Consider the following 23315-nt stretch of genomic DNA (forward strand, 5'->3'; position numbering starts at 1 on the left):
TCCGATGCCAGTGAAGATCGACATCGACGGCTATACGAAGGGGGTCCTCGACGGGAGGCGCGCGTACATCGCCCGCGCCATCACGCTCGTCGAGTCCACCCGCCCCGATCACCGGGCGCTGGCCCAGCGGTTGCTGCGTGACCTGCTCCCGCACTCCGGCAACGCCCGGCGCATCGGCATCAGCGGCGTGCCGGGAGTCGGCAAGTCCACGTTCATCGACGCTCTCGGGACGATGCTCACCGGACTCGGCCACCGGGTGGCGGTGCTGGCCGTCGATCCCTCCTCCAGCCGTACCGGCGGCTCCATCCTGGGCGACAAGACCAGGATGGAGCGCCTCGCGGTGGACCCTGCCGCATTCGTCCGCCCCTCCCCCACCGCCGGAACGCTCGGCGGGGTGGCCAGGGCGACCCGGGAGTCCATCGTGGTGATGGAGGCGGCGGGATACGACGTGGTGCTGGTCGAGACCGTCGGCGTCGGCCAGTCGGAGACGGCGGTGGCCCATATGGTCGACTCGTTCCTGCTGCTGACGCTGGCCCGTACCGGCGATCAGCTCCAGGGCATCAAGAAGGGGGTCCTGGAGCTGGCGGACGCCATCGCGGTCAACAAGGCGGACGGCCCGCACGAGCGCGACGCGCGCGCGGCCGCGCGCGAACTGGCCGGCGCGCTGCGGCTGATGCACCCGGCGGACGCGGCCTGGACGCCTCCGGTGCTCACCTGCAGCGCCCGCGAGTCGACCGGTCTCGACACGCTGTGGGAGCGGCTGGAGCAGCATCGTGGGCTGCTCGATTCGACCGGTCGGCTCGCCGTCAAACGGCGGGACCAGCAGGTCGACTGGACCTGGACGATGGTGCGGGACGAGTTGCTGGAGAGCCTGCGCGGCCACCCGGGGGTGCGTTCTCTCGCTCCGGGCCTGGAACAGCGGGTACGGGACGGCGAATTGACGGCCACGCTGGCGGCCGAGCAGATCCTGGCCGCGTTCCGCGGCGCGCTCCCGGCGGCGGAGGCCGGTGGCTCGGCGGGTTAGGCCGGGCTCGCGTGCGCGGGCACCGCGATCGTCGCGACGATCCGGCATTGGGGGTAAGTCCACTATGGCGGTCCGTGAAGGTGCCTGTCACCGTTCTCCGGAACGATCTCTGCGTCCGGCATGCGCCCCTAGGGTTGCGGGGGAAGAGCACAAAGCACCGATCCGGCACAGGAGTTGAGAGTGGCGCACGACATTGCCGCACTGGTGGACGAACTCACGGCCATGGCTGCGGCCGATCACCGGTCCTCGGTCCACGCGCACAGCGAGGACTTCGCCGAACAGCTGGCGTGGCGCCGGCTGACCGCACGGCACGGTGACCGCCTCGGTGAGATCATGGACGAGTACGGCTGGCCGACGGCAGAACTGATCGGCGAGGAGGCCGCTCGCGCGGCGTGGTTGATCGCCCAGCACGCCGACCGGCAGCTCGACGTTCAGCGACGCGCACTCCAGTTGATGCAGCAGGCCGTTTCGGCGGGCTCGGCCGGCCCGCGCGAGCTGGCCTTCCTGCGTGACCGCACGCTGGTCAACGAGGGTCGCGAGCAGATCTACGGCACACAGATCGCCGGCGTGAAGGACGGGTCACCGGTTCCATGGCCCTGCGAAGAGCCCGATCGCATGGACGAACTCCGCGCGGAGGTCGGCATCGAGCCCTTCGACGAGTACGTCGCCAAGTTCTCGGTGTCCTGACGCCCCGGTCGCGCCCTGCGGATCGGGCCCGGGGGCTCTCGGACCCCGGGCCCGATCCGAACGAGAGACTCCAATGCCGCGGCAGGGAAGGTCTCCCGGGAAGCTCGCGGTGTCCGGTGCGGCGCATCGCCGGGACAGCCCTTAGAGATCGAACTGGTACTCGACCGATTTGTGCGTCGGCTCGTAGCCGAGCGCGTCGTTGACGCTCCGCATGTACGTGTTGCTGTCCGCGGTGTCCGCCAGCAGCCCGTCGAGGGCCGGGTGACGTTCGCGGGCCTGGAGGATGGACTGCGCCTTCATCCATCGTGCGAGGCCGTGCCCCCGGTGTTCGGGGAGGACTCCGGTGCCGTAGTGCTGACCGTCGCCCTCTCCGTCGGCCGGTACGACCAGTTCGGTGAAGCCCGCGATCGTGGAGCCGGGCTCGTCCACGGCGGCAACGGTGTGGAGCAGCTCGCCACGTGCCGCGACGGCAGCCGCCGCGGCCCGGACTCGTGCCACGTCCCAGACGACCGTGCCGTAGTCGGTGTCGTCCATGGGCATGTCGTCCATGGCACGGCGCGATGCGGCGAACGTCGACGCGAGGTGGTCCGGGACGGTGCCGTCCCAGGACACCAGGCGGTAGCCCGGATGCGACTGGTCGACGATGCCGCGGAGCGCCGCGGTGTCGGCCTTCGCCAGCGCAAGGCGGGCGTAGGTCAGGGCAAGGACCTTGCGCAGCCCCTTGGACCGCAGGAAATGATCACCGGGGGAGCCTGCCTCGACCTGTGTGATGACGCTGCGTCGACTCTCCTCACGGGCAGCGGCGACGGCCGTGTCCAGCAGCTGTGACCCGATGCCGTTGCGGCGCTGCGCCGGGTGGACATGGATTTCCAGTTCGGCGAGATGGTCCTGGCCCTCGCGGGTGAAGACGCGCAGGAACGCCGAGCCGACCGGGCTGCCCGCGGAGTCGGAGGCCAGCCACGCCAACCGATGGCTCGCATCGGAACGTTCGGGGTCGGTCAGTGCGGTGATGCGTATCGACAAGATGACTCCTTCGCGCCGAGGGCGCCGGTCAGGACGGGTGGGCGGGCGTGCGGCCCGGAGAACCACATCACCCCGCACACGCCACGGCAACCGGATATCGCAGCCGTCGCCGCCGACCCGGTGCGCTCACCGTGGTACAGTGCTTTTGGCACATATGTATGTCTCAGCTCTTGACACCGGTGCCGATTTCTTCTCGCAGAGCTGCTGCGCCCGTCCTTCTCCGACCGGCGATCCGGCTTTCCGCTCCACCTTCTTCCAGTCCGGTACGGGCCTTCCCCGTCCGGGCTTTCCCGCCCGTCGTCCGGGGCGTGCCACCTTCCGCCCCCGTACTGTCCGGGCCCTTTCATTCGCCATGTCCGCGAAAGGACCACCCGCATGACCAGCACCCTCGAACTACCCATCGAACAAAAGGAGTTGCCCACCAGGGCGCTCGGCCTCCTCGACCTCTCCCGTCAGGGGCACGGCACACTGCGCACCCAGGGCGACCGCCCCTCCCCCGGCGACGTGCAGGTCCCCACCGCCCTGATCCGCCGCCACGACCTGCGCAAGGGCGATGTCGTCGAAGGCCTCTGCGACAGGTCCCGCACCCTGTCCGACGTCGTACGGATCAACGGCCTCTCCCCGCAGGCGCTGCGCGGTCGGCCCCACTTCCGCGATCTCACCCCGCTCCACCCCCGACAGCGGCTGCGCCTGGAAACGCCCTCCGGCGGTCGGGCGACGCGCCTCGTCGATCTGGTGTCCCCGATCGGCAAGGGGCAGCGCGGGCTCGTGGTCGCACCACCCAGGACCGGCAAGACGGTGCTGCTGCAACAGATCGCGGCAGCCCTCGCCGCCAACCACCCCGAGTGCCACCTGATGGTGGTGCTGCTCGACGAACGTCCCGAGGAGGTCACGGACATGCGGCGATCCGTGCGGGGCGAGGTGCTCGCCTCGACGTTCGACCGGCCGGCGAAGGAACACATCGCGCTTGCCGAACTCGCAGTCGAACGCGCCAAGCGTCTGGTCGAACAGGGCCGGGACGTCGTCGTCCTGCTGGACTCCCTCACCCGGCTGTGCCGCGCCCACAACAACGCGTCCGGCGCGGGTGGACGCACCCTCAGCGGCGGTGTCGACGCTGCCGCGCTGCTCGGTCCGAAGCGGCTCTTCGGGGCCGCTCGCCTCGCCGAGGAGGGCGGCTCCCTCACCATCCTGGCCACCGCTCTGGTGGAGACCGGATCCCGCGCCGACGACTACTTCTTCGAAGAGCTGAAGAGCACCGGCAACATGGAACTCCGGCTCGACCGCGCGCTGGCGGACAGACGGATCCACCCGGCCGTCGACATCCCGGCGTCCGGCACTCGGCGTGACGAACTCCTGGTCCCGGAGGCCGAGTTGCGTACGGTACGCGGACTGCGGCGCGCACTGCACTCCAGGGATCCGCAGACAGCGCTCGAAACGCTGCTGGACCGGATCCGCCGCACCCCGGACAACGCGGCCTTCCTCCGTACGGTCCACCTCACCGTTCCCGATGCCTGAGCCTGTCCGCTCGGGGCCGGACGGCGCCATAGCATGGACCGCTCCTGCACGATCCGCCACCAACGAGCACAGGGAGAGCAGGCACATGGAATTCCGCCGACTCGGCCGCAGTGGTCTGACCATCAGTGAGATCGCCTACGGAAATTGGCTCACCCATGGCTCCCAGGTGGAGGAGGACGCGGCGGTCGCCTGTATCCGCGCGGCCCTCGACGCCGGGATCACCACCTTCGACACCGCGGACGTCTACGCCGAGACCCGGGCCGAGGCCGTGCTGGGCCGAGCGCTCAAGAACGAACGCCGCGCGGGACTTGAGGTGTTCACCAAGGTGTACTTCCCGACCGGCCCCGGTCACAACGACCGGGGGCTCGGACGCAAGCACATCATGGAGTCCATCGACAACTCGCTGCGCCGCCTGCAGACGGATTACGTGGACCTCTACCAGGCACACCGCTACGACCACTCGACCCCGCTGGAGGAGACCATGGAGGCGTTCGCCGACGTCGTCCGCTCCGGCAAGGCCCTCTACATCGGCGTCTCCGAATGGACGGCCGACCAGCTCCGTGCCGGACACGGTCTCGCCCGCGAACTGCAGGTACCGCTGATCTCCAACCAGCCGCAGTACTCGGCGCTGTGGCGGGTCATCGAGAGCGAGGTGGTACCCGCGTCGGAGGAACTGGGCATCGGGCAGATCGTCTGGTCACCGATCGCTCAGGGCGCCCTCACCGGCAAGTACAAACCCGGCGCGCCGCTTCCGGCCGGCTCCCGGGCGACGGACGAGAAGGGCGGCGCGAACATGGTCGCCGGCTGGCTGCGCGACGAGGTGCTGGAGCGCGTCCAGCAGCTGCGGCCGCTCGCCGACCAGGCCGGTCTGAGCCTCGCCCAGCTCGCGGTCGCCTGGGTGCTCCAGAACCCCAATGTCTCCGCAGCGATCATCGGCGCCTCCCGGCCCGAGCAGGTCACGGAGAACGCCGGGGCGGCGGGTGTGACACTCGACGCGGAGTTGCTGAAGAGCATGGACGACATCCTGTCCCCCGTGGCGGAACTGGACTCCGGTCTGACGGCCGGTCACGAGAGCAACAGCTGAGCCGACCGTCCGCGGTCGAGGGGCAGGGCCCACCGGACGGCGGGCCCTGCCCCTCGACCGCACTCCTTCCGAGCCGTACGCGGATCATCCGGTCCGGGCCGCGACCGGGGTCAGACACCGGTGTGCAGCGATGCGGTGTGCTCGCGGACCTGTGCCGGTGTGAGATAGGAGTCCGTGTACTCGAAGTCACGCAGCTTGGCCGGCTTGCGGGCCTGGAATCCGGTGCGTACGAAGTCGTCACCCGCGATGGCGTTGAGCATCCAGTTGGTCATGACCCGCGCCTTGGCCACATTGGTCCGCAGCGCCGTCCAGTGGTAACCACGGGCGACGGCCTGTGCCAGGATTCCGTGCATTTCGAGGCCGACCGGCTTGGACACCGCGTCCTTACCACCGAGGTCCACGACCAGTCCGAGGTCCCGGTGCACGTACGGCTTCAGCGGCCGGTGGCGGAGCGTGGCGATGAGGTTGTCGGCGAGCGTACGGCCCTGGCGCGTGGCGTGCTGCGCCGTGGGCGGGCAGACCGCCCCGGCGTCCTTGCTCAGATCCGGTACGGCCGCGACGTCACCGAGCGCGAACATGCCGTCGAAGCCCGGCAGGCTCATCTCGGGCGTCACCGCGAGCCGTCCGCGTACCGTTTCCGCGTCGAAGGTGGAGACCAGTGGACTCGCGGTGACGCCCGCCGTCCAGATCAACGTGCGGCAGGGCAGCACCCGGCCGTCGGTGAAGGTCACCTGTTCCGGCCCGGCCTCGGCGACGGAGACCCCGAGCGACACCTCGATGCCGCGTGCGCGCAGCACCTCCAGAGCGCTCCGGCCGAGTTTGTCGCCCAGTTCGGGCATGAGTTTCGGGGCGATGTCGATGAGGTGCCACTTGATCAGCCTGGGGTCGAGCCTCGGGTAGTGCCTGACCGCGTTGGTGGTGAGGCGCTGCAGGCAGGCGGCCGTCTCGGTGCCCGCGTATCCGCCGCCGACCACCACGAACTGGAGCCGCGAAGCCCGCTCGTGCTCGTCGTGACTGGCATCCGCGAGATCGAGCTGAGCGATCACGTGGTCCCGTACGTACGCGGCCTCGGCGAGTGTCTTCATGCCCCGGGCGTTGTCGAGCAGACCGGGGATGTCGAAGGTACGGGTGACACTGCCGGGGCTGAGCACGATGTAGTCGTAGGGCTCGTAGACGACCTCGTCGGTGATCTTGCGGATGACGCAGACCTTCGCCTTGGGGTCCACCCCGATGGCACCGCCCGGGATGATCCGGGTGCGGTGCTTGCGGCTTCGTCGCAGCGACACCGCTACCGACTGCGGGGTGAGCACCCCTGCCGCCACCTGGGGCAGGAGAGGCAGATAGAGCTGGTACGAGAACGGGGCGACGAGCGTGATGACCGCCTCGCCCGGGACGAGCCCGCGCTCCAGACGGCGCACGCACTCCACCCCGGCGAATCCGGCGCCGACAACGAGGATCCTGGGTCGTGCCACGGTGTTCGTCCCTTCTCGGGCCTGCACGGTCGTCCGTTCGCCTGCCCCGTCGCACGCGCCCGTCATCTCTCATCTTCACGAGCCGCGGCCGACTTCGCCTGCTGGGGACGGCGGACGGACGACACCACCGGGTCAGCGGGCCAGCAGGGTGACCGCCGTGCAGGTGCCGCCGACCGCGCCGACGAGCACGACACCGGCCGCGACGCAGCGGGCCCTGAGCTCGCGGTAGCGCGCGTCGTATTCGCCGCGCAACTGGACGGCACGCGCGGAGATCCGGCAGAGCACGGCCCGCGAGGTGGTGACACGGTCCGCGATGTAGACCCGTTCCACCTCCTCGCGCTGTGCCGTGGTCAGCCAGGGCAGCTCGTCGGCGAAGCGGTCCGCCTGCCGTCGGGCCTCCTCGACCTCGGCGTTCCACAGCAGATAGCCCTCCAGCTGTGCCAGACCGCGCGCGCTGTCCTTGTCCGGGTCCACTCGCTCCTCCTCTCCCGGGACCGTTCTGCTCATGCCTCGCTGTCCCCCGGGGCCGCGGTCGTGCCGGTGCCGGGACGGTTGATCGCTTGGTCGAGGGCACGGACCGAGGGGTGGTGCAGGTCGAACGCCGGGGATTCGGAGCGGATCCGCGGCAGCGCGAGGAAGTTGTGCCGCGGCGGCGGGCAGGAGGTCACCCACTCCAGCGAACGGCCGTAGCCCCACGGATCGTCGACCCCGACGTTCTTGCCGTACTTGGCGGTCTTCCACACGTTGTAGAAGAACGGCAGCATCGACAGACCGAGCAGGAACGAGGAGATCGTCGAGATCGTGTTCAGCGCGGTGAAACCGTCCGCGGCGAGGTAGTCCGCGTAACGACGCGGCATGCCCTCGGCACCCAGCCAGTGCTGCACCAGGAACGTGCCGTGGAAGCCCACGAACAGCGTCCAGAACGTGATCTTGCCGAGCCGCTCGTCCAGCATCTTGCCGGTGAACTTCGGCCACCAGAAGTGGAATCCGGCGAACATCGCGAAGACCACGGTGCCGAAGACGACGTAGTGGAAGTGCGCGACGACGAAGTACGAGTCCGAGACGTGGAAGTCCATCGGCGGCGACGCCAGGATCACACCGGTCAGACCACCGAAGAGGAAGGTGACCAGGAAGCCGATCGACCAGAGCATCGGTGTCTCGAAGGACAACGATCCCTTCCACATCGTGCCGATCCAGTTGAAGAACTTCACACCGGTCGGTACCGCGATGAGGAATGACATGAACGAGAAGAACGGCAACAGCACACCGCCGGTGACGAACATGTGGTGCGCCCACACGGTCACGGAGAGGCCCGTGATGGCGATCGTCGCACTGATCAGACCGATGTAGCCGAAGATCGGTTTGCGACTGAAGACCGGGATGATCTCACTGACGATCCCGAAGAACGGCAGAGCGATGATGTACACCTCCGGATGGCCGAAGAACCAGAAGAGGTGCTGCCAGAGCAGCGCGCCGCCGTTGGCCGCGTCGAAGACGTGCGCGCCGAACTTCCGATCAGCCTCCAGCACCAGCAGGGCGGCCGCGAGGACGGGGAAGGCCAGCAGGACGAGTACGGCGGTCAGCAGGACGTTCCAGACGAAGATCGGCATGCGGAACATCGTCATGCCCGGGGCACGCATGCCGATGATCGTGGTGATGAAGTTGACCGAACCGAGGATCGTGCCGAAGCCGGAGAAGGCCAGACCCATGATCCACATGTCGCTGCCGATGCCCGGTGAGCGGACTGCGTCGGTCAGTGGGGAGTAGGCGAACCAGCCGAAGTCGGCCGCACCCTGCGGGGTGAGGAAGCCGGCCACCACGATGAGCGAGCCGAAGAGGTACAGCCAGTACGCGAACATGTTCAGCCGTGGGAACGCCACGTCGGGCGCGCCGATCTGCAGCGGCATGATCCAGTTCGTGAAGCCTGCGAACAGCGGCGTCGCGAACATCAGCAGCATGATCGTGCCGTGAATCGTGAACGCCTGGTTGAACTGCTCCGGCGAAACGATCTGGATCCCGGGACGGGCCAGCTCGGCGCGCATGACCAGGGCCAGCACACCACCGACGATGAAGAAGGCGAACGACGTCACCAGGTAGAGCGTGCCGATCGTCTTGTGATCGGTGGTGGTCAGCCACTTGACGACGACGTTGCCCGGTTCCTTGGCGTGTACCGGGAGCTCGTTCGCGTACGCCTCGTCTTCCTCGGCTGCCCCTGATGTGCCCGTCGTCGTCACTGGGACGCTCCTTCGATCTCATTCGCGGGTGGACCGGCCACCCGGCAGGGGCGCCGACTCCAGCGGGACGGCCGGCAGGCCGGTCCCGCGCGCGTCACGCCAGATTCCAGGTGCAGCAAATCAGCCGCGGGGCCACTATGCGCGGCCCGGCGCCCGCCGTCGCACGACTTTCACTCGTCAGGGCGTCCTCGGCCGACGACCCGGCCCGCCCGCACACCCTCGGCGCCGCTGCGGACTTCCGTGCGGGCGACGGGCGACGCCGTGGCTCGGCGCACGGGGCGCGGCGCCCTCATCCGCTCAACCGGCAATGTCCGCAAAGCGGTTCCATGTCACCGAGTCGCCGGATTCCGGCAGGAGGCCTTCAACTCCCCCACGGGGCTGCATGGTTGTCGCGGGGGACGGCGAACGCCCGGATCGGAGAACGGCTCCGGAGATCGCTGCTGTGCCGCTCAGGCCAGCCCGCCTGTGGCGCGTACGTTCTGGCCTGTCATCCACCGGCCGTCGTGTCCGACCAGGAAGGCGACCACGTCGGCCACGTCCTCGGGTTCGCCCAGTCGGCCGAGAGGCGTCATTCCGGCGACTGCTTCGAGCGCCGCCGGCTCGTTGACGCCGCGCAGCATCCCGGTGTCGGTCGCACCGGGCGAGACGGTGTTGACGGTGATCCCCCGGGCTCCGAGTTCGCGGGCCGCGACGGCGGTGATCTGCTCGACCGCCCCCTTGCTGGCGGCATACGCGCAGATGCCGGGGCCCTGTCGCACGGTGTTGGCCGTGGAGATGTTCACGATGCGGCCGCCTTCGCGCATCCGCCGGGCCGCGTGGCGGACCGTCATGAAGACCGCTCGGGTGTTCACCGCCATCACCCTGTCGAACACGTCCGGATCGGTGTCCGCGATGAGGGACGGGGGGAGGCACAGCGCGGCGTTGTTCACCAGGATGTCCAAGCCGCCCAGCCTCGCCTCGGCGGTCTCCATCAGCTGTCCCGGCCCGTCGGGATCGGCGAGATCGATACGGGCTGCCGATGCTTCGCCGCCCTTGTCCCGCACCGCGCGGACCACCTCCGCGGCCGCGTCTTCGTCGGTGGCGTAGTTGAAGACCACGTGCGCCCCGTCGCGGCACAGGCGCTCGACGATCGCACGGCCGATGCCCCGCGATCCTCCGGTGACCACGGCGTTCCTGCCTGTCAGCACAGTCCGTCTCCCTCGATGACAGTCGATCCGGGTCAATCGAACCTACCGGCGGAACGGCTGCTTGTACGGGAGTGCGCGGAGAATGTCCGGCACCGCCGAGCGCGCGCGGCGCCGGCCGACGGCCTCGCGGAACCGCCCCGGCCGGGCAGGATGCCGGCCGGGGCGGGAGGGCCGAGGGGACGCGCCTGGACGCGCCCCCTCCGCAGCGGTCGCGTCAGCCGATGGCGGCGATGGCCTGCGTGAACGTCGCCGACGGACGCATGACGGCCGCGGCCTTGGCCGGGTCGGGCTGGTAGTAGCCGCCGATCTCGGCCGGCGAGCCCTGGACCGCGATCAGCTCGTCGACGATGGTCTGCTCCTGCTCCTCCAGCGTCTTCGCGAGCCCGGCGAACGCCTGCGCGAGCTGCGCGTCGTCGGTCTGCTGCGCCAGTTCCTGCGCCCAGTAGAGGGACAGGTAGAAGTGGCTGCCGCGGTTGTCGATGCCACCCAGCTTGCGGCTCGGCGACTTGTCCTCGTTGAGGAAGGTGCCGGTCGCGCGGTCGAGGGTGTCCGCGAGGACCTGGGCACGCGCGTTGCCCGTGGTCGCGGCCAGGTGCTCGAAGCTGGCCGCGAGCGCGAAGAACTCGCCCAGGCTGTCCCAGCGGAGGTAGTTCTCCTTGACGAGCTGCTGGACGTGCTTGGGCGCGGAGCCGCCGGCACCGGTCTCGAACAGTCCGCCGCCGTTCATGAGCGGGACGACGGAGAGCATCTTCGCGCTCGTGCCGAGTTCGAGGATCGGGAACAGGTCGGTCAGGTAGTCACGCAGCACGTTGCCGGTCACCGAGATGGTGTCCTCGCCCCGGCGGATGCGCTCCAGCGAGAACGCGGTCGCCTTCACCGGCGACATGATCTCGATCTGCAGGCCGGCGGTGTCGTGGTCGGCGAGGTACGCCTTGACCTTGGCGATCAGCTGCGCGTCGTGGGCCCGGTCCTCGTCGAGCCAGAACACGGCCGGGGCGCCGGTGGCGCGGGCGCGGGTGACGGCGAGCTTGACCCAGTCCTGGATCGGCAGGTCCTTGGTCTGGCACATGCGGAAGATGTCGCCCGCGCCCACGACCTGCTCCAGCACGACGTCGCCGTGGGCGTCGAGGACCCGCACCGTACCGGTGGTGGGGATCTCGAAGGTCTTGTCGTGGCTGCCGTACTCCTCGGCCTTCTGCGCCATCAGGCCGACGTTCGGCACCGAGCCCATGGTCGACGGGTCGAAGGCGCCGTTGGCGCGGCAGTCGTCGATGACGACCTGGTAGACACCCGCGTAGCTGCTGTCGGGGAGCACGGCGAGGGTGTCGGCCTCGTTGCCGTCCGGGCCCCACATGTGACCGGAGGTGCGGATCATGGCCGGCATGGAGGCGTCGACGATGACATCGCTCGGCACGTGCAGGTTGGTGATGCCCTTGTCGGAGTCGACCATGGCCAGCGCGGGGCCGTCGGCGAGCTCGGCCTCGAAGGACGCCTTGACCTCGGCGCCCAGGTGCGGCACGGAGTCCAGCCCCTTGAGGATGGCGCCGAGGCCGTCGTTCGGGGAGAGGCCGGCCGCGGCGAGCACCTCGCCGTACTTGGCGAAGGTGTTCGGGAAGAAGGCGCGGACCACGTGGCCGAAGATGATCGGGTCGGAGACCTTCATCATGGTGGCCTTGAGGTGGACGGAGAACAGCACGCCCTCGGCCTTGGCGCGGGCGACCTGTGCGGTGAAGAACTCACGCAGGGCCGCGACGCGCATGACCGCCGCGTCGACGACCTCGCCCGCGAGCACCGGGACCGACTCGCGCAGAACGGTGGTGCTGCCGTCGTCGCCCGCGAGCTCGATCCGCAGCGAACCGGCCTCGGCGATGACCGCGGACTTCTCGGTGGAGCGGAAGTCGTCGACGCCCATGGTGGCGACGTTCGTCTTCGAATCGGCCGTCCAGGCACCCATGCGGTGCGGGTGCGTCTTGGCGTAGTTCTTGACCGAGGCGGGGGCGCGGCGGTCGGAGTTGCCCTCGCGCAGCACCGGGTTCACGGCACTGCCCTTGACCTTGTCGTAGCGCGCGCGGACGTCCTTGTCCTCATCGGTCCGCGGGTCGTCCGGATAGTCCGGCAGCGCGTAGCCCTGTGCCTGCAACTCGGCGACGGCGGCCTTCAGCTGCGGGATGGAGGCCGAGATGTTCGGCAGCTTGATGATGTTGGCCTCGGGCGTCTTGGCCAGGGCACCGAGCTCGGCGAGCGCGTCGTCGATGCGCTGGCTCTCCTGGAGGTACTCGGGGAAGACGGCGATGATGCGCCCGGCCAGCGAGATGTCGCGGCTCTCGACATTGACCCCGGCCGTCGAGGCGTACGCCTGGACCACGGGCAAGAACGAATAGGTCGCCAGGGCCGGAGCCTCGTCGGTGTGTGTGTAGATGATGGTCGAGTCAGTCACCCTGTGCTCCGCTCCACGTCTGCAACATTGCTTGACATCAAGATATCTCGTGATCGCCGGCGACTCGACAGGGCCCTGCCCCCTTGTCCGGCGGCCACCGTCACGGGCTCCGGGTTCAGGCACGCCCCGACGACGGGACCTGCTCCCCGGGCGGCACCGGACCCGGCGCGGTGCCGTCGCCGAACGGGCGTCCGCCCAGCTCCTCCCGATGGTGCGGCGTGAGCCAGCCCGACAGGTCGGGGCCGACGGGCACGATGCCGGTGGGGTTGATGCCGGTGTGGACCCGGTAGTAGTGCTGCTTGATGTGGTGGAAGTCGACCGTGTCTCCGAAACCGGGCGTCTGGTACAGGTCCCTGGCGTAAGCCCACAGAACGCGGTCCTCCGCCAGCTTCGAACGATTGCACTTGAAATGTCCATGATAGACGGCGTCGAACCGCACCAGAGTGGTGAACAGCCTGATGTCCGCTTCGGTGACTGATGCGCCCACGAGGTAGCGCCGGTCCGCGAGGCGTTCGGACACCTGGTCCAGGCGGCGGAACACATCCTGGTAGGCGGCCTCGTACTCGGACTGCTCCGCCGCGAATCCCGCGCGGTACACGCCGTTGTTCACATCGCGGTAGACGCCCTCCATCACCTCGTCGATCTCGTCCCGCAGGCGTTCGGGATACAGGTCGGGCGCGCCCTCCCGGTGCAGCGCGGTCCATTCGGTCGCGAAGTCCAGCGTGATCTGCTGGTAGTCGTTGGTCACGAGCCTGCCGCTCGGTACGTCGACGATCGCGGGAACGCTGACCCCGCCGGGATGGTCCGGCTCCCGGGCGTCGTACGCCTCGCTCAGGTAGGTGATGCCGAGCACCGGATCGCGGCCGCCCTCGTCCAGGGTGAAGCGCCAGCTGCGGTCGTCCTGGATCGGATCGGCGACGGCCAGCGACAGGGCATGCTCCAGTCCGAGGAGCCGCCGGGAGACGAGGGAACGGCTCGCCCACGGGCAGGCGCGGCTGACGACCAGCCGGTAGCGGCCGGCCTCGACGGGCCAGCCGTCCCGGCCGTCGGCGGTGATGCGGTCGGCGAAGTGGCTCCTGGACCGTTTGAATGCCTTGTGGCCGTAAGCCGCGTTGCCGTCGGTGCCCGGACCGGGGGTCGTGCCGGTCTCGCTCTGCTTCATGGCGTTCTCCCTATGGTGGCGTTCTCCCAGCGGACGGCCTGCGGGCGGACCGATGGCCGCGCATCCGGCTGCGGTGCTCCCCGCGCACATCCGCCAGCCCGATGATCAGGGCGACGACGACGAAGGCGACCGCGACGACGAGTCCGTGGTAGTACGCGACGGCCCACCCGTCCTCGCCCAGTTGCGCGAAGAACATCGAGCCGACCGCGGCGATCCCGATCGCCGAACCGACGCGCTGGCCGGTCTGGAGGGTCCCGCCCGCGCTCCCCGCACCCGCCACCGGAACTTCGGACAGGGTCAGTGTCTGGTTCGGAGCGATGACCAGGCCGCTGCCGAGCCCGGCCAGCAGCAACGGCGCCGCCATCGCCCACCCCACGCCCCGGCCCGGCACGAGATGCACGGCGAGCGCGGTGACCGCCAGCCCGAAGGCCACCGTCGCCAGCCCCGCGACGACGAGCGGCCGCCCGAACCGGCCGACGAGCCGGCCGCCGGGGCTTGCCGCGACGGCCGCGCCCACGGCGAAGGGGGTGATGGCGAGTCCCGCCTGCAGGGCGGAGTAGTGCAGGCCGCTCTGCAGGTAGAGCGTGGTGATGAAGAAGATCGAGGTGAATCCGGCGAAGTACAGCAGGATCAGCAGACAGCCCAGCCAGTAGGAGCGGACCCGGAACAGCGACAGGTCCACGACGGGCTGGGTGCCGCGCCTGCCGCACCAGGCCTCCCATCCCACGAAGGTGGCGAGCAGCAGAGCGGCGCCCACGAGCAGGAGCCACTTCCGGTCTCCGGGCCACTGCTGCGACTGGACGAAGGGCAGCAGCAGAGCGAGCACTCCCGCGCCGAGCAGGAGCACACCGAGCGGGTCGAGGTCGCGCAGGCGCACCCGCCCGGCCGAGGGAGTGTCCGGGAGCAGGCGTCGGGCGAGCAGGAGGCAGGCGGCACCGAGCGGCAGGTTGACGTAGAACACCCAGCGCCATCCCTCCTCGGCACCGGCCGCCTGGATCAGCAGCCCTCCCGACAGCGGGCCGACGGCGGTGGAGATGCCGACCACCGTGCCGAACATGCCGAAGGCACGGCCACGCTCGTCACCGGAGAACATCTGCTGGATCAATGCCGAGATCTGGGGCGAGATCATGCCCCCGGCGAGGCCTTGGACGAGACGGGCGACCACCAGCCACTGGCTGGACTGCGCGGCTCCGCAGGCCGCCGACGCCAGGGTGAACAGGGCCAGCCCGATCATGAACACCTCGCGTCGTCCACGCGCGTCACCGAGCCGTCCCGCCGGGATGAGGAACAGGCCGAAGGCGAGGGAGTAGCCGGAGAGCACCCATTGCAGGTCGGACTCCGGTGTGTGGAGCCCTTCCCGGATCGACGGCAGGGCGACATTGACGATGGATACGTCGAGCAGGGTCATGAAGCCGGCGATCAGACACACCGCGAGCGCCTGCCAGCGGCGCGGGTCCGGGGTGCGGGGGCCCTGGGCGGGATCGTCGTCCCACCTCGCAGCACCCCAGTGACCTGCGCTCTCCACCATGGCTCGCACCCTAGGACCAAGCGCCCCGATACTCATCCCGGCAGGGCCGCGACGGCAGCTTTTCCGGCGTCCGTTCCAGCGGACGGGCGGCACAGGGGATGGCCGTGCCGCCCGGGAAGAGGGAACACGGCCATGGCGTTCCATGGCGGGCCCGGGTCAGGACGTCCGGTCGTGCCTGCGCACAGCGGCGGCGAGGCGGTGCGCCGTACGGATGGGCGCGACGCGACGGGCCCCGAGGGCCGGCGGATCACACCCCCGGCAGGCGGTGCTCGAACCACCCTCGTCCAGCGCCATCGCCGCGAAGGTCCAGAAGGTCACCCGTGCGCCGCCGAGCCGGTCCGTCGACCATTGGGTGCGCGCACAGATGTGTGGCTGCTGTCCATGTACGGCCCGACCGGGCCCCCGCAGCAAGCAGGTCGATGCCGTTGCCCGCCGACCGCGCCTGCCGTCCCGATGGCCACCTCTGTGGCACTGTGAATGACGCTGCCGACCATCGGAGGCCGACGTGACCGTGCTCGTCTGGATCGACGAGGGCACGTGGCGGGCCTCGGTGGACGCCGCCCGCGCCCACGTCCGAGCCGGAGACGCGATCACCCTGCTGCACGTCACCGGCGATGACGTCGCCGAAGCGGCGCACGGCGCATTCGTCGGTCTGCTCGGCCGGGGCCACGCCGAGCGCGACCCCGGCGACCGGGTGGCGGCCCTTTCGGCGAGCGCCGCCGCGGCACTCCTGGACGCGGCCGCCGAGCGTCTCGGCCGGCCCGCGGAGCGGCTCCGGGCCCACGGCCGTGTCGAAAGGGAAGTCGTCCGCGCCGCCGAGGACGCCGATTTGCTGATCTGCGCCCGCGACGGCGACCGACGCCCGGGGCCTCGCAGTCTGGGACCCGCGACACGCTTCGTCGTCGACCACGCCTCCTGCCCCGTCCTGCTGGTCTGGCCCGGAGCGCCGCCCGGCATCGACACTCCGCCACCGCACCCGTCGTCCCCTTGACGACTCGGTCCCGCAGGACATTCGGGCCCACCGCCCGTGCGTCGCGGACCGGCCGACGGACTGTCCGCTGCGAACGGGGCCGACGACACGGACACGTCCGGGCACCCGCCCCGGTCCGGAAGTGGCGCGAAGCGGCACGCCCACGGCCCGCACACCGGAGACCAGTGGTCGTCTACCCCAGGAACGCCGCGGTGGTGGCCACGAACCGGTCGGGATCGTCGAGCCACGGAAAATGGCCGGCTCCGGGCTGGACGACGAACTCCGCGTTCGGGAAGAGCCCGGCGAATTCGGCCATCGCACGCACAGGAGCGCCCAGGTCCACTTCACCGGCGAGCAGCAGCACCGGCGCCGCGTACCGTGCGAGAGCGGCGCGCGTGGCCTCCGGGTCGAAAGCTCCTTCGGCGCCGAAGACGCCCGCGGCTTCCGCGTTCGTCTGTTCCGCCTCGGCGGCCTGATGGGCGCGGGACGTCTCGTCCCACCGTCCGTAGAAGAAGGGTGCGACGGCCTGCCAGCGGTCCTCCGTCGCCCGACCGGCGATGATCGCCTCCAGGGCTTCGAACGCCGGCCCGAACCACGGCTGGTCCTGTCTGAGCCGCGCGGTCTCGCGGCGGGCGTCTGCGGTGATCGCGATGCCGACGGCCCGGGTACTCGGCGTGATCAATGCGAGCCTGCTGACGCGCTCCGGGTGGCGGCCGACGTACAACGCCGCCAGATTCGCACCCGCGGAGTGCCCGATCAGATCCATCGTTTCGAGCCCGAGGTGCTCCCGCAGGGCGTCCACGTCATCGACGAGTCGGTCGCAACGATAGGAGGCGGCGTCCTGCGGGATCGCCGACTCGCCGGTGCCCCGGAGGTCCGGCACGACCAATTGCCGGTGCGCGGAGAGGCCGCCGAGTTCCCCGAGGTACTGGGACGCCTGCATGGGCCCGCCGGGCAGGCAGATCGCAGGAACACCGTGCCCGTACACGTGGTGGGCGAGTGTCGTTCCGTCATGGGCGGAGAAGGTAGGCATGGCGGGAGCCTGTCAGCGGCGTTCGTGTCGGACAACCGGGTTTCCGTCATGCCCGCAGGGCCCGGACGCGGCAGCCTCCGCGCGCCATGGGCGACCCGTCCCCGCGCCCCCTCGGGGCCGCTCCGGCATTCCGCGGAGATGCGGAGAGCGGCAGGGGGCGAGGAAGTTCCGACGGCCGCGGATCCTCGTCAGTCCCGCGAGTTGCCGAAGAGGATGCGGTAGCCGACGAGCAGGACGAGGGAACCGCCGATCGCCGCACCCCACGTGGTCAGGTCGAAGAAGTGGTTCTCCACGGGCCGGTCGAGAAAGCGTGCCGAGAGCCAGCCACCGACGAAGGCGCCCGCGATACCGATGAGGGTGGTCCCGATCAGACCTCCGGGATCGCGCCCGGGGAGCAGGATCTTGGCGATGACTCCGGCTACGAGCCCGAGGATGATCCAGCCGATGATGCCCATGTTCGTCGTTCCTGTCGTCGGGCCGCGCCCGGGAGAGGCAGTCCCGGGCCGGCATCAGTGCGTTGCTTGATTGCGCAACTGTACAGATGAGGACGCGGCGCGGGCTGCACCGGTTGCGCGGTGGGCGACCTTGCTTCAGGGCTCTCAAGTCGCGCCCGGAATACCGGAGTTCCCTTGGCTCGTCGGCGGTACGGGACGGCGAACCGGGCCGTCGGCGTCGGCGGTCGGCCTCGCCCGGGGCTCCCGAGGGCGGCACAGAGCCCTTCGTCCGGATCGGCGAGCGGGGCCCGGTGTCATGGATCGGTAGGCGCACGATCGTCCTCGCACCGGACGTACATGGACGACTCCGGCACAACGGCGAGCGTGCGTGCCAGGCGTTGCGCGGCGGACGGCAGTTTGAGGACACCACCTAGACTGGGGAGGTTCGCAAGCAACCCTTCGGAGATGGGAGTGACCGGCGGTGGCGACAGGCGTCGACAGCTTCGAGGACCCGTCCGCCGAGGTACTCGCGGAGGCGGCCGCGGCGTTCGGACTGCTGGCATCCTCGGCACGGCTGCACATCATGTGGGCGCTGGCCCAGGGCGAGAGCGATGTGACCGGACTCGCGGAGCGGGTGGGCGGCGCGCTGCCCGCCGTCAGTCAGCACCTGACGAAGCTGAAGCTCGCGGGACTCGTACGCTCGCGTCGCGAGGGCCGGCGGATGGTCTATTTCGTGGACGACCCGGACATCGTGACCGTGGTGCGGCTGATGGTCCGCCAATTGGTGGCACGCGCCGAAACCATGCCCGAGCCGGTGCGTGGACGCCGCGGGATCGGCGCCTGAGGACCGAGAGGCCGAGGGCCCGCCGGCCCGGTGCCGGAATCGTCGCCGACCGCTCCGGTCCCCGGCCGAGCACGCCGACGAACCCGATCGGACGCGCATCGGATCGCACGCCCGGGAGCGGGCTCGGGCCGTAGTCCGACGTACGGCAGCATCTGAAGCGGAGTCGGGTCCCACGGCTTGCGCCGACGGGCCGGACGCGCGGACCGCCGGACGGACCGTGGCGCGGGATCCCGCTCCCGCCGGGCGGCGTTCTTGCGTGTTGCATGAATGACGTGCACAGGGCGGAGCGACACCAAAAGCCCACCGCACTCCCCCGGTGGGCGGCACTGCGCCGAACCTCCATTGCGGCGCTGCCGTGTGCCGAAACCGGCCGTACTCCGTAGGCTGGCTCCGGGGAACACAGGTGACGCACGGGAGAGGCAGCGAACGGTGACGGACTCCGGGGCGCGTCGGCGATGGCTCGGGGTGCTGGTACTGGTGCTCGCGGCGTGGGTCCTGGTGCGCTGCGGTCATGCGTCCCGGCCCGCGGACGGCCCGCGAAACACCCCTGCAGGCGGGTCACCGGCCTCGACCGCCGCTGCCTCACCGAGTGCTCCGGCACCTGTCGAGAGCGGCCCGGACGCACCGTTGCCCGGGTCCTACGACCCCGCGTTCTACGCACCGCAGGTACGCACCCACGCGAACCGCGCGGACGTCGATCCGACGCTGTTGATGGCGATCCTCTACAACGAGTCGTACAAGCCGCACGACCCGGAGCTGGAGCGGGCCTGGCAGCGTTACAAGCCGGATGCCTCCTTCGGCATCGCGAACATGCACCGTGCCGCTTTCGACGCGACCAAGGCGCGACATGGTTTCGCGAAACGCCGGTGGGAGGAACTGCCCGACGACCGGAACCTGGCGATCGAGGCAGCAGCCTGGCATCTGCACGACCTGGCTGCGCAATTGCCGGCCCATCGGTCGGGGACGTACACGAAGGACGAACTCCTGGCGCTGGGATACAACACCGGGTCGGGCAACATGCTGGCGTTCGCGCGCGGCGCTCACCCCGGCAGTCAGGCGCAGTCCTACCTGGACCGGTTGCACACCAACTGGGGCAGGAGCGGAAAGTCCGTATCCGCTCAGCCGTAGGAGAGAGGCCCTGCGGCGCGCCCTTCCCGGGCCGCACGGACGAGGAGCGGACGCTCGCGGACGAGCCCGGCTGCCGGTACCGGATCCCTGACACCTTCGGGACCGACCCGCCACCGCCGGCCGGTCCCACCGGGTCGACCAGGGCGCCGGGATTCAGGTCCGGGTGCGGAACGCCTTCCGAAGAAGTTCGCCGAACCGGTCGGGGTGCGTGGTCAGGCCGATGTGCCCGCCGGGGAAGTGCTGGAGCTCTGCGCCGAGACGCTGGGCAAGCGATGCGACAGCACGGTGGGGCAGCTCGCCCCGCGAGTCCTGGCCGCAGGCGAGCACGAGCCGGTCCGACAGTGTCCGCAGTCGGTGGATGTCGGGGGCGTAGGACATGAAGGCGGGCACGATGCGCTCGACGAAGTACGGCAGGTCGGCCATCGTCTGCTCGGCCCGCGCGGCTGCTTGAGGCGGAAGCTCGATCTCGGCCTTCGGCTCGGTGGGGTCGTCGTCCTTCTTCAGACCCGCGGCGAACACGGCCATCGCCGGCACGAGCCCCTGGGTGTGGAACGTCGACTGCACGCGCGCGATGAGCGCGCGGTGTTCGGCGACGTCCGGCAGGACCTCCACCACCGGCGGCTCGTGCACCACGACGCGTTCGAGGCGTCGGGGACGGGTGGCGAGCAGATGCAGGGCCGCGATCGCGCCCGAACTGGCGCCGAACACCCGGGCGGGCTCACCGCGCGACAGCAGCTCCAGCATGCGGAACGCGTCGTCGGCGTGCTCGGCCACTCGCTGCTCGGCGTCGGGGTCGTCCAGGGTGCTGCGGGACATACCGCGTGGGTCATAGGTCGCGACGGTGTATTCGGCGGCCAGGTCGTCGGCGACGTCGTCGAAGGAGGCCGCGCCGCCCGTCCCGCCGGGGATCAGCAGCAGGAGCGGGCCCTGGCCGCGCACTTCGTAGTGCAGCGTCGCGCCGTTCACGCGCAGGCTGCCGATGGTCGGTTCGGTCATGACGGGTCTCCCTCTCGGGACGGGGGCCAGTGCTCCAGGAGGGAGTGCAGGGCATCGAGGGCGCGGACCCAGGAATGCTGCAGCGAACGCTCGTGCGCGAAGCCGCCCGCGGCCTCCAGGGCGACGAACCCGTGGAACGTGCTGCGCAGCAGACGGACCGCGTCGGTCAGATCGGGCTCGACCAGTCCGTAGCCGCGCAGCATGCCGTAGGTCAGCTCGATCGCACGCCGCGGTCCGGGGGCTCTCGCGGCCAGCTCGGGATCGATCCGGACCGGGGTCTGCGTCGCCATGTAGCGGCCCGGATGCTGGTGGGCATACTCCCGCCAGGCGTTCGCAAACGCGACCAGCGCCTCCTTGCCCGCCCGCCCGGCGGTCGCCTCCGCGATACGGATGGTCTTCTCGTCCGCCGCCAGCAGCGCGATCCGTCCGCGCAAGTCCTCCAGGCCACGGATGTGCGTGTAGAGGCTCGCGTCCTTCACACCGAGTCGGCGCGCCACCTGCGACATGGTCACCTGGTCGAGCCCGACCTCGTCCGCCAACTCGGCGCCCGCGATGGTCACCCGCTCCGCCGTCAGCCCGGCTCGCACCATGTCACCCTCCGAAGTTCCTAGGACCTTTAGGTATAACCTAGAGGTCCTAGGAACACAAACGAGGGGTGCCCTCAGGCGGGCACGACCTCGATCGATCCCGGCGTCACTTCTCCGCGGCTCGACCCCGCACGCCCGAGCCCGGTACGGGACTTCCAGGCGATCGCAGCGACCACCTCACGGAAGCCGGAGCGACGGCACGCCTCGCACCCACCGCGCGTCGGGCGACGGCACGTCGAATCGACGATCCAAGCCGATCGGCTCAGATGTGCGATGCGGGAGGGAAGCCGGTCCAACGCAGTTCGGCGGGCAGATGCCGCATGTCATTGGCGACGAGGACGGAAGCGGGCCGGCCGGGCGCGTAGCGGATGACCGTCAGTGCCGCATTGCCGTGATCGAGTCCGAGCCAGCGCCACTTCGGCGCGCACATGGCCTCCCGGACGAGCCAGGCGACCAGGAAGTTGTGGGTGACGACCAGTTCGTGCCGGTCCGGTTCGCCGTCCACCGGCCGGGTGAACAAGTCCAGTGCCTGGCGGGCCAACTCCGGTCCGCGCTCACGCTCCTCGATCGCGGCACCGTGGAGAAAGCGGAGAAAGAACTCTGCGGACTCCGCCGGAAGCTCTTCCCTGGCCGGCATGTAGGGGACGTAGTCACCGGCGGCTTCCGTGACGTACAGAGGAACGTTCTTCAGTTGCTCCCCGATCAGGCATGCGGTCTGCTCCGCCCGGGGCAGCGGGCCGTGATGGACAGCCGCCAAGGGAATGCCCCGGAGGCGTCGGCCGAGCAGTACGGCCTGCCGGCGGCCGTTCTCCGTCAGCCCGCTCTCGTCCGGCAACGCCTCACCGTGCCTGACGAGGTAGAGGTAGCGAGTGGCCGTGCCGATCATTCCACGCTCCATCGAGTCCACCGGCGATCTTCTCCATCGGTGGACGTCACGGCCTGCACCTCTGGTTCCTCACGCCGATGCCCGGCACCCCGAGGCGGCGAAGTCCGTCGGCGGCGGCATGTTCTTCGCACTCTCCGACGGCAAGGGCTGCGGCGTGCCTTCGGGGCCTTGCGGCTGCGGCGGCCCGCCGGCTCGCCGCGAAACCGACGGCAGCCTGCACGTCTGCACCACCGTCAGGACCGAGCTGTCCTGACTGGAGAGCATCGACTCCACCGATACGCCCCAGGTCAAGCAACAGGTCCTCCACCGGGAGTGCCGCTCGCGATGCCCGGCAGCGGGCTCCGTGCACGGTGGCCGGGCTTCGCCGTACGCGGCGAGAGCGGGGCGGCGGGCACCGAGGTGCTCGGCGACGGCCTTGACATGCTTGCGGGCAGGCGGCCCGCCGTGGTCGCCGCTCCCGGACTCCCGACGAGTCGGACACGAGCACCGGTTACACGGGGTGCGCGGGCTCGACCACTCGGAAGCGTTCGGCAACGACCAGAGTCTCGTCGTCGATGACGGGGGTACCACCCAAGAACTCGCTCACGCCATCGCTCCGGAAGAACTCTTCGTGGGCCTCCCTCCACTGCGCGACGTCGCCGTAGCCGCGCCCCTCGGCTCGCGCGAAGTCGTCGTCGATCTCCTTCATGGGAACGACGCGTACGTCGACGAGTTCGATCGTAACGGCCGGACACCCCCGGGAATCGAGCACCGAGAACCGCTGACCGGCCTGCGGTATGGCCTCCCCGGCGTGCTCAAAGATCTCCAGGAGTCCCGTGAGCGCTGTCTTCCGGCCGCTCAGGATCGCCTCTACGCCACGATCACGTTCCGGGCCGGGGAAGGCGAGTTCAAGGCTCGGAAGGTCGTCATGTCCCATCGGGAGATGGTACGAAGGCCGGTCGTGTCGATCAATGGCATCGCCCGGCTCGCCCCGACCCGGCCATCGACGAGGACCTCGACGTGGGGGTGGATGCTGCGGGTGAAGTGCCCGCCGAACGGACCGAACATGCTGTGACTTCATTTCGGGGCAGGAGCGACGGGCTTG

21 protein-coding genes are annotated in these 23315 nt (G+C 70.0%); 7 read left to right on the top strand and 14 right to left on the bottom strand.

Going from position 1 to position 23315, the window contains the following annotated elements; translation table 11 throughout:
* Nucleotides 1-4: 4 nt before the first annotated feature.
* Both meaB and ACIRP2_RS34465 read left to right on the top strand, forming a co-directional pair.
* Complete coding sequence (gene meaB / locus ACIRP2_RS34460) at nt 5-1024, top strand: methylmalonyl Co-A mutase-associated GTPase MeaB (RefSeq protein WP_404257312.1); 1020 nt, start codon at nt 5-7, stop codon at nt 1022-1024.
* A 180-nt stretch (nt 1025-1204) separates the two neighbouring features.
* Nucleotides 1205-1711, top strand: a complete 507-nt coding sequence (locus tag ACIRP2_RS34465; protein ID WP_404257314.1) for a DUF6624 domain-containing protein — start codon at nt 1205-1207, stop codon at nt 1709-1711.
* 141 nt (nt 1712-1852) lie between these two features.
* On the opposite strand, the gene ACIRP2_RS34470 is transcribed toward ACIRP2_RS34465, so the two are convergent.
* Nucleotides 1853-2734, bottom strand: a complete 882-nt coding sequence (locus ACIRP2_RS34470; protein WP_404257316.1) for a GNAT family N-acetyltransferase — start codon at nt 2732-2734, stop codon at nt 1853-1855.
* Nucleotides 2735-3109: 375 nt separating this feature from the next.
* On the opposite strand from ACIRP2_RS34470, the gene rho reads away from it, so the two are divergent.
* Together rho and ACIRP2_RS34480 are read left to right on the top strand one after the other, a co-directional pair.
* Nucleotides 3110-4249: a transcription termination factor Rho gene (rho, locus tag ACIRP2_RS34475; protein WP_404257318.1), complete on the top strand. Its 1140-nt coding sequence runs from the start codon at nt 3110-3112 to the stop codon at nt 4247-4249.
* A gap of 85 nt (nt 4250-4334) precedes the next feature.
* On the top strand, nt 4335-5333 hold the full coding sequence (locus tag ACIRP2_RS34480; protein WP_376272611.1) for an aldo/keto reductase family protein: 999 nt from the start codon (nt 4335-4337) through the stop codon (nt 5331-5333).
* 110 nt (nt 5334-5443) lie between these two features.
* Here ACIRP2_RS34480 and ACIRP2_RS34485 read toward each other — a convergent pair whose 3' ends face one another.
* The 7 genes from ACIRP2_RS34485 to ACIRP2_RS34515 form a co-directional block, all read right to left on the bottom strand.
* On the bottom strand, nt 5444-6805 hold the full coding sequence (locus ACIRP2_RS34485) for an NAD(P)/FAD-dependent oxidoreductase (RefSeq protein ID WP_404257320.1): 1362 nt from the start codon (nt 6803-6805) through the stop codon (nt 5444-5446).
* Between the two features lie 132 nt (nt 6806-6937).
* On the bottom strand, nt 6938-7279 hold the full coding sequence (locus tag ACIRP2_RS34490; protein WP_404257675.1) for a hypothetical protein: 342 nt from the start codon (nt 7277-7279) through the stop codon (nt 6938-6940).
* A gap of 29 nt (nt 7280-7308) precedes the next feature.
* Entirely contained in the window at nt 7309-9039 is a 1731-nt protein-coding gene (gene ctaD, locus ACIRP2_RS34495) for a cytochrome c oxidase subunit I (RefSeq protein ID WP_404257322.1), read from the bottom strand.
* A gap of 449 nt (nt 9040-9488) precedes the next feature.
* The gene (locus ACIRP2_RS34500) at nt 9489-10226 is read right to left on the bottom strand and encodes an SDR family oxidoreductase (protein WP_404257324.1); all 738 of its coding nucleotides are present in this window, start codon (nt 10224-10226) and stop codon (nt 9489-9491) included.
* A 214-nt stretch (nt 10227-10440) separates the two neighbouring features.
* Nucleotides 10441-12663, bottom strand: coding sequence for an NADP-dependent isocitrate dehydrogenase (locus ACIRP2_RS34505; RefSeq protein ID WP_404257326.1), 2223 nt, complete (start codon nt 12661-12663; stop codon nt 10441-10443).
* A gap of 115 nt (nt 12664-12778) precedes the next feature.
* On the bottom strand, nt 12779-13825 hold the full coding sequence (locus tag ACIRP2_RS34510) for a glutathione S-transferase family protein (RefSeq protein ID WP_404257328.1): 1047 nt from the start codon (nt 13823-13825) through the stop codon (nt 12779-12781).
* A gap of 10 nt (nt 13826-13835) precedes the next feature.
* On the bottom strand, nt 13836-15353 hold the full coding sequence (locus ACIRP2_RS34515; RefSeq protein WP_404257330.1) for an MFS transporter: 1518 nt from the start codon (nt 15351-15353) through the stop codon (nt 13836-13838).
* A gap of 505 nt (nt 15354-15858) precedes the next feature.
* Here ACIRP2_RS34515 and ACIRP2_RS34520 point away from each other — a divergent pair.
* The gene (locus tag ACIRP2_RS34520) at nt 15859-16344 is read left to right on the top strand and encodes a universal stress protein (protein WP_404257333.1); all 486 of its coding nucleotides are present in this window, start codon (nt 15859-15861) and stop codon (nt 16342-16344) included.
* 172 nt (nt 16345-16516) lie between these two features.
* Here the strand turns inward: ACIRP2_RS34520 and ACIRP2_RS34525 are convergent, their stop codons facing one another.
* Both ACIRP2_RS34525 and ACIRP2_RS34530 read right to left on the bottom strand, forming a co-directional pair.
* Nucleotides 16517-17356, bottom strand: coding sequence for an alpha/beta fold hydrolase (locus ACIRP2_RS34525; protein ID WP_404257335.1), 840 nt, complete (start codon nt 17354-17356; stop codon nt 16517-16519).
* A 188-nt stretch (nt 17357-17544) separates the two neighbouring features.
* Complete coding sequence (locus ACIRP2_RS34530) at nt 17545-17811, bottom strand: GlsB/YeaQ/YmgE family stress response membrane protein (RefSeq protein WP_351074014.1); 267 nt, start codon at nt 17809-17811, stop codon at nt 17545-17547.
* Nucleotides 17812-18271: 460 nt separating this feature from the next.
* On the opposite strand from ACIRP2_RS34530, the gene ACIRP2_RS34535 reads away from it, so the two are divergent.
* Complete coding sequence (locus ACIRP2_RS34535) at nt 18272-18634, top strand: ArsR/SmtB family transcription factor (RefSeq protein ID WP_404257337.1); 363 nt, start codon at nt 18272-18274, stop codon at nt 18632-18634.
* 627 nt (nt 18635-19261) lie between these two features.
* Entirely contained in the window at nt 19262-19762 is a 501-nt protein-coding gene (locus ACIRP2_RS34540) for a transglycosylase SLT domain-containing protein (protein WP_404257339.1), read from the top strand.
* 153 nt (nt 19763-19915) lie between these two features.
* Here the strand turns inward: ACIRP2_RS34540 and ACIRP2_RS34545 are convergent, their stop codons facing one another.
* From ACIRP2_RS34545 to ACIRP2_RS34560, 4 genes are all read right to left on the bottom strand, one after another.
* On the bottom strand, nt 19916-20758 hold the full coding sequence (locus ACIRP2_RS34545; protein ID WP_404257341.1) for an alpha/beta fold hydrolase: 843 nt from the start codon (nt 20756-20758) through the stop codon (nt 19916-19918).
* Entirely contained in the window at nt 20755-21348 is a 594-nt protein-coding gene (locus ACIRP2_RS34550) for a TetR/AcrR family transcriptional regulator (RefSeq protein ID WP_404257343.1), read from the bottom strand. The genes ACIRP2_RS34545 and ACIRP2_RS34550 overlap by 4 nt, the downstream gene beginning before the upstream one ends.
* A 259-nt stretch (nt 21349-21607) precedes the next feature.
* Complete coding sequence (locus ACIRP2_RS34555; protein ID WP_404257345.1) at nt 21608-22231, bottom strand: histidine phosphatase family protein; 624 nt, start codon at nt 22229-22231, stop codon at nt 21608-21610.
* 490 nt (nt 22232-22721) lie between these two features.
* Nucleotides 22722-23147, bottom strand: a complete 426-nt coding sequence (locus ACIRP2_RS34560) for an ASCH domain-containing protein (RefSeq protein WP_404257347.1) — start codon at nt 23145-23147, stop codon at nt 22722-22724.
* Between the last annotated feature and the right edge of the window lie 168 nt (nt 23148-23315).

Source organism: Streptomyces sp. NPDC101194, from assembly GCF_044767885.1.
Lineage (GTDB): Bacteria > Actinomycetota > Actinomycetes > Streptomycetales > Streptomycetaceae > Streptomyces.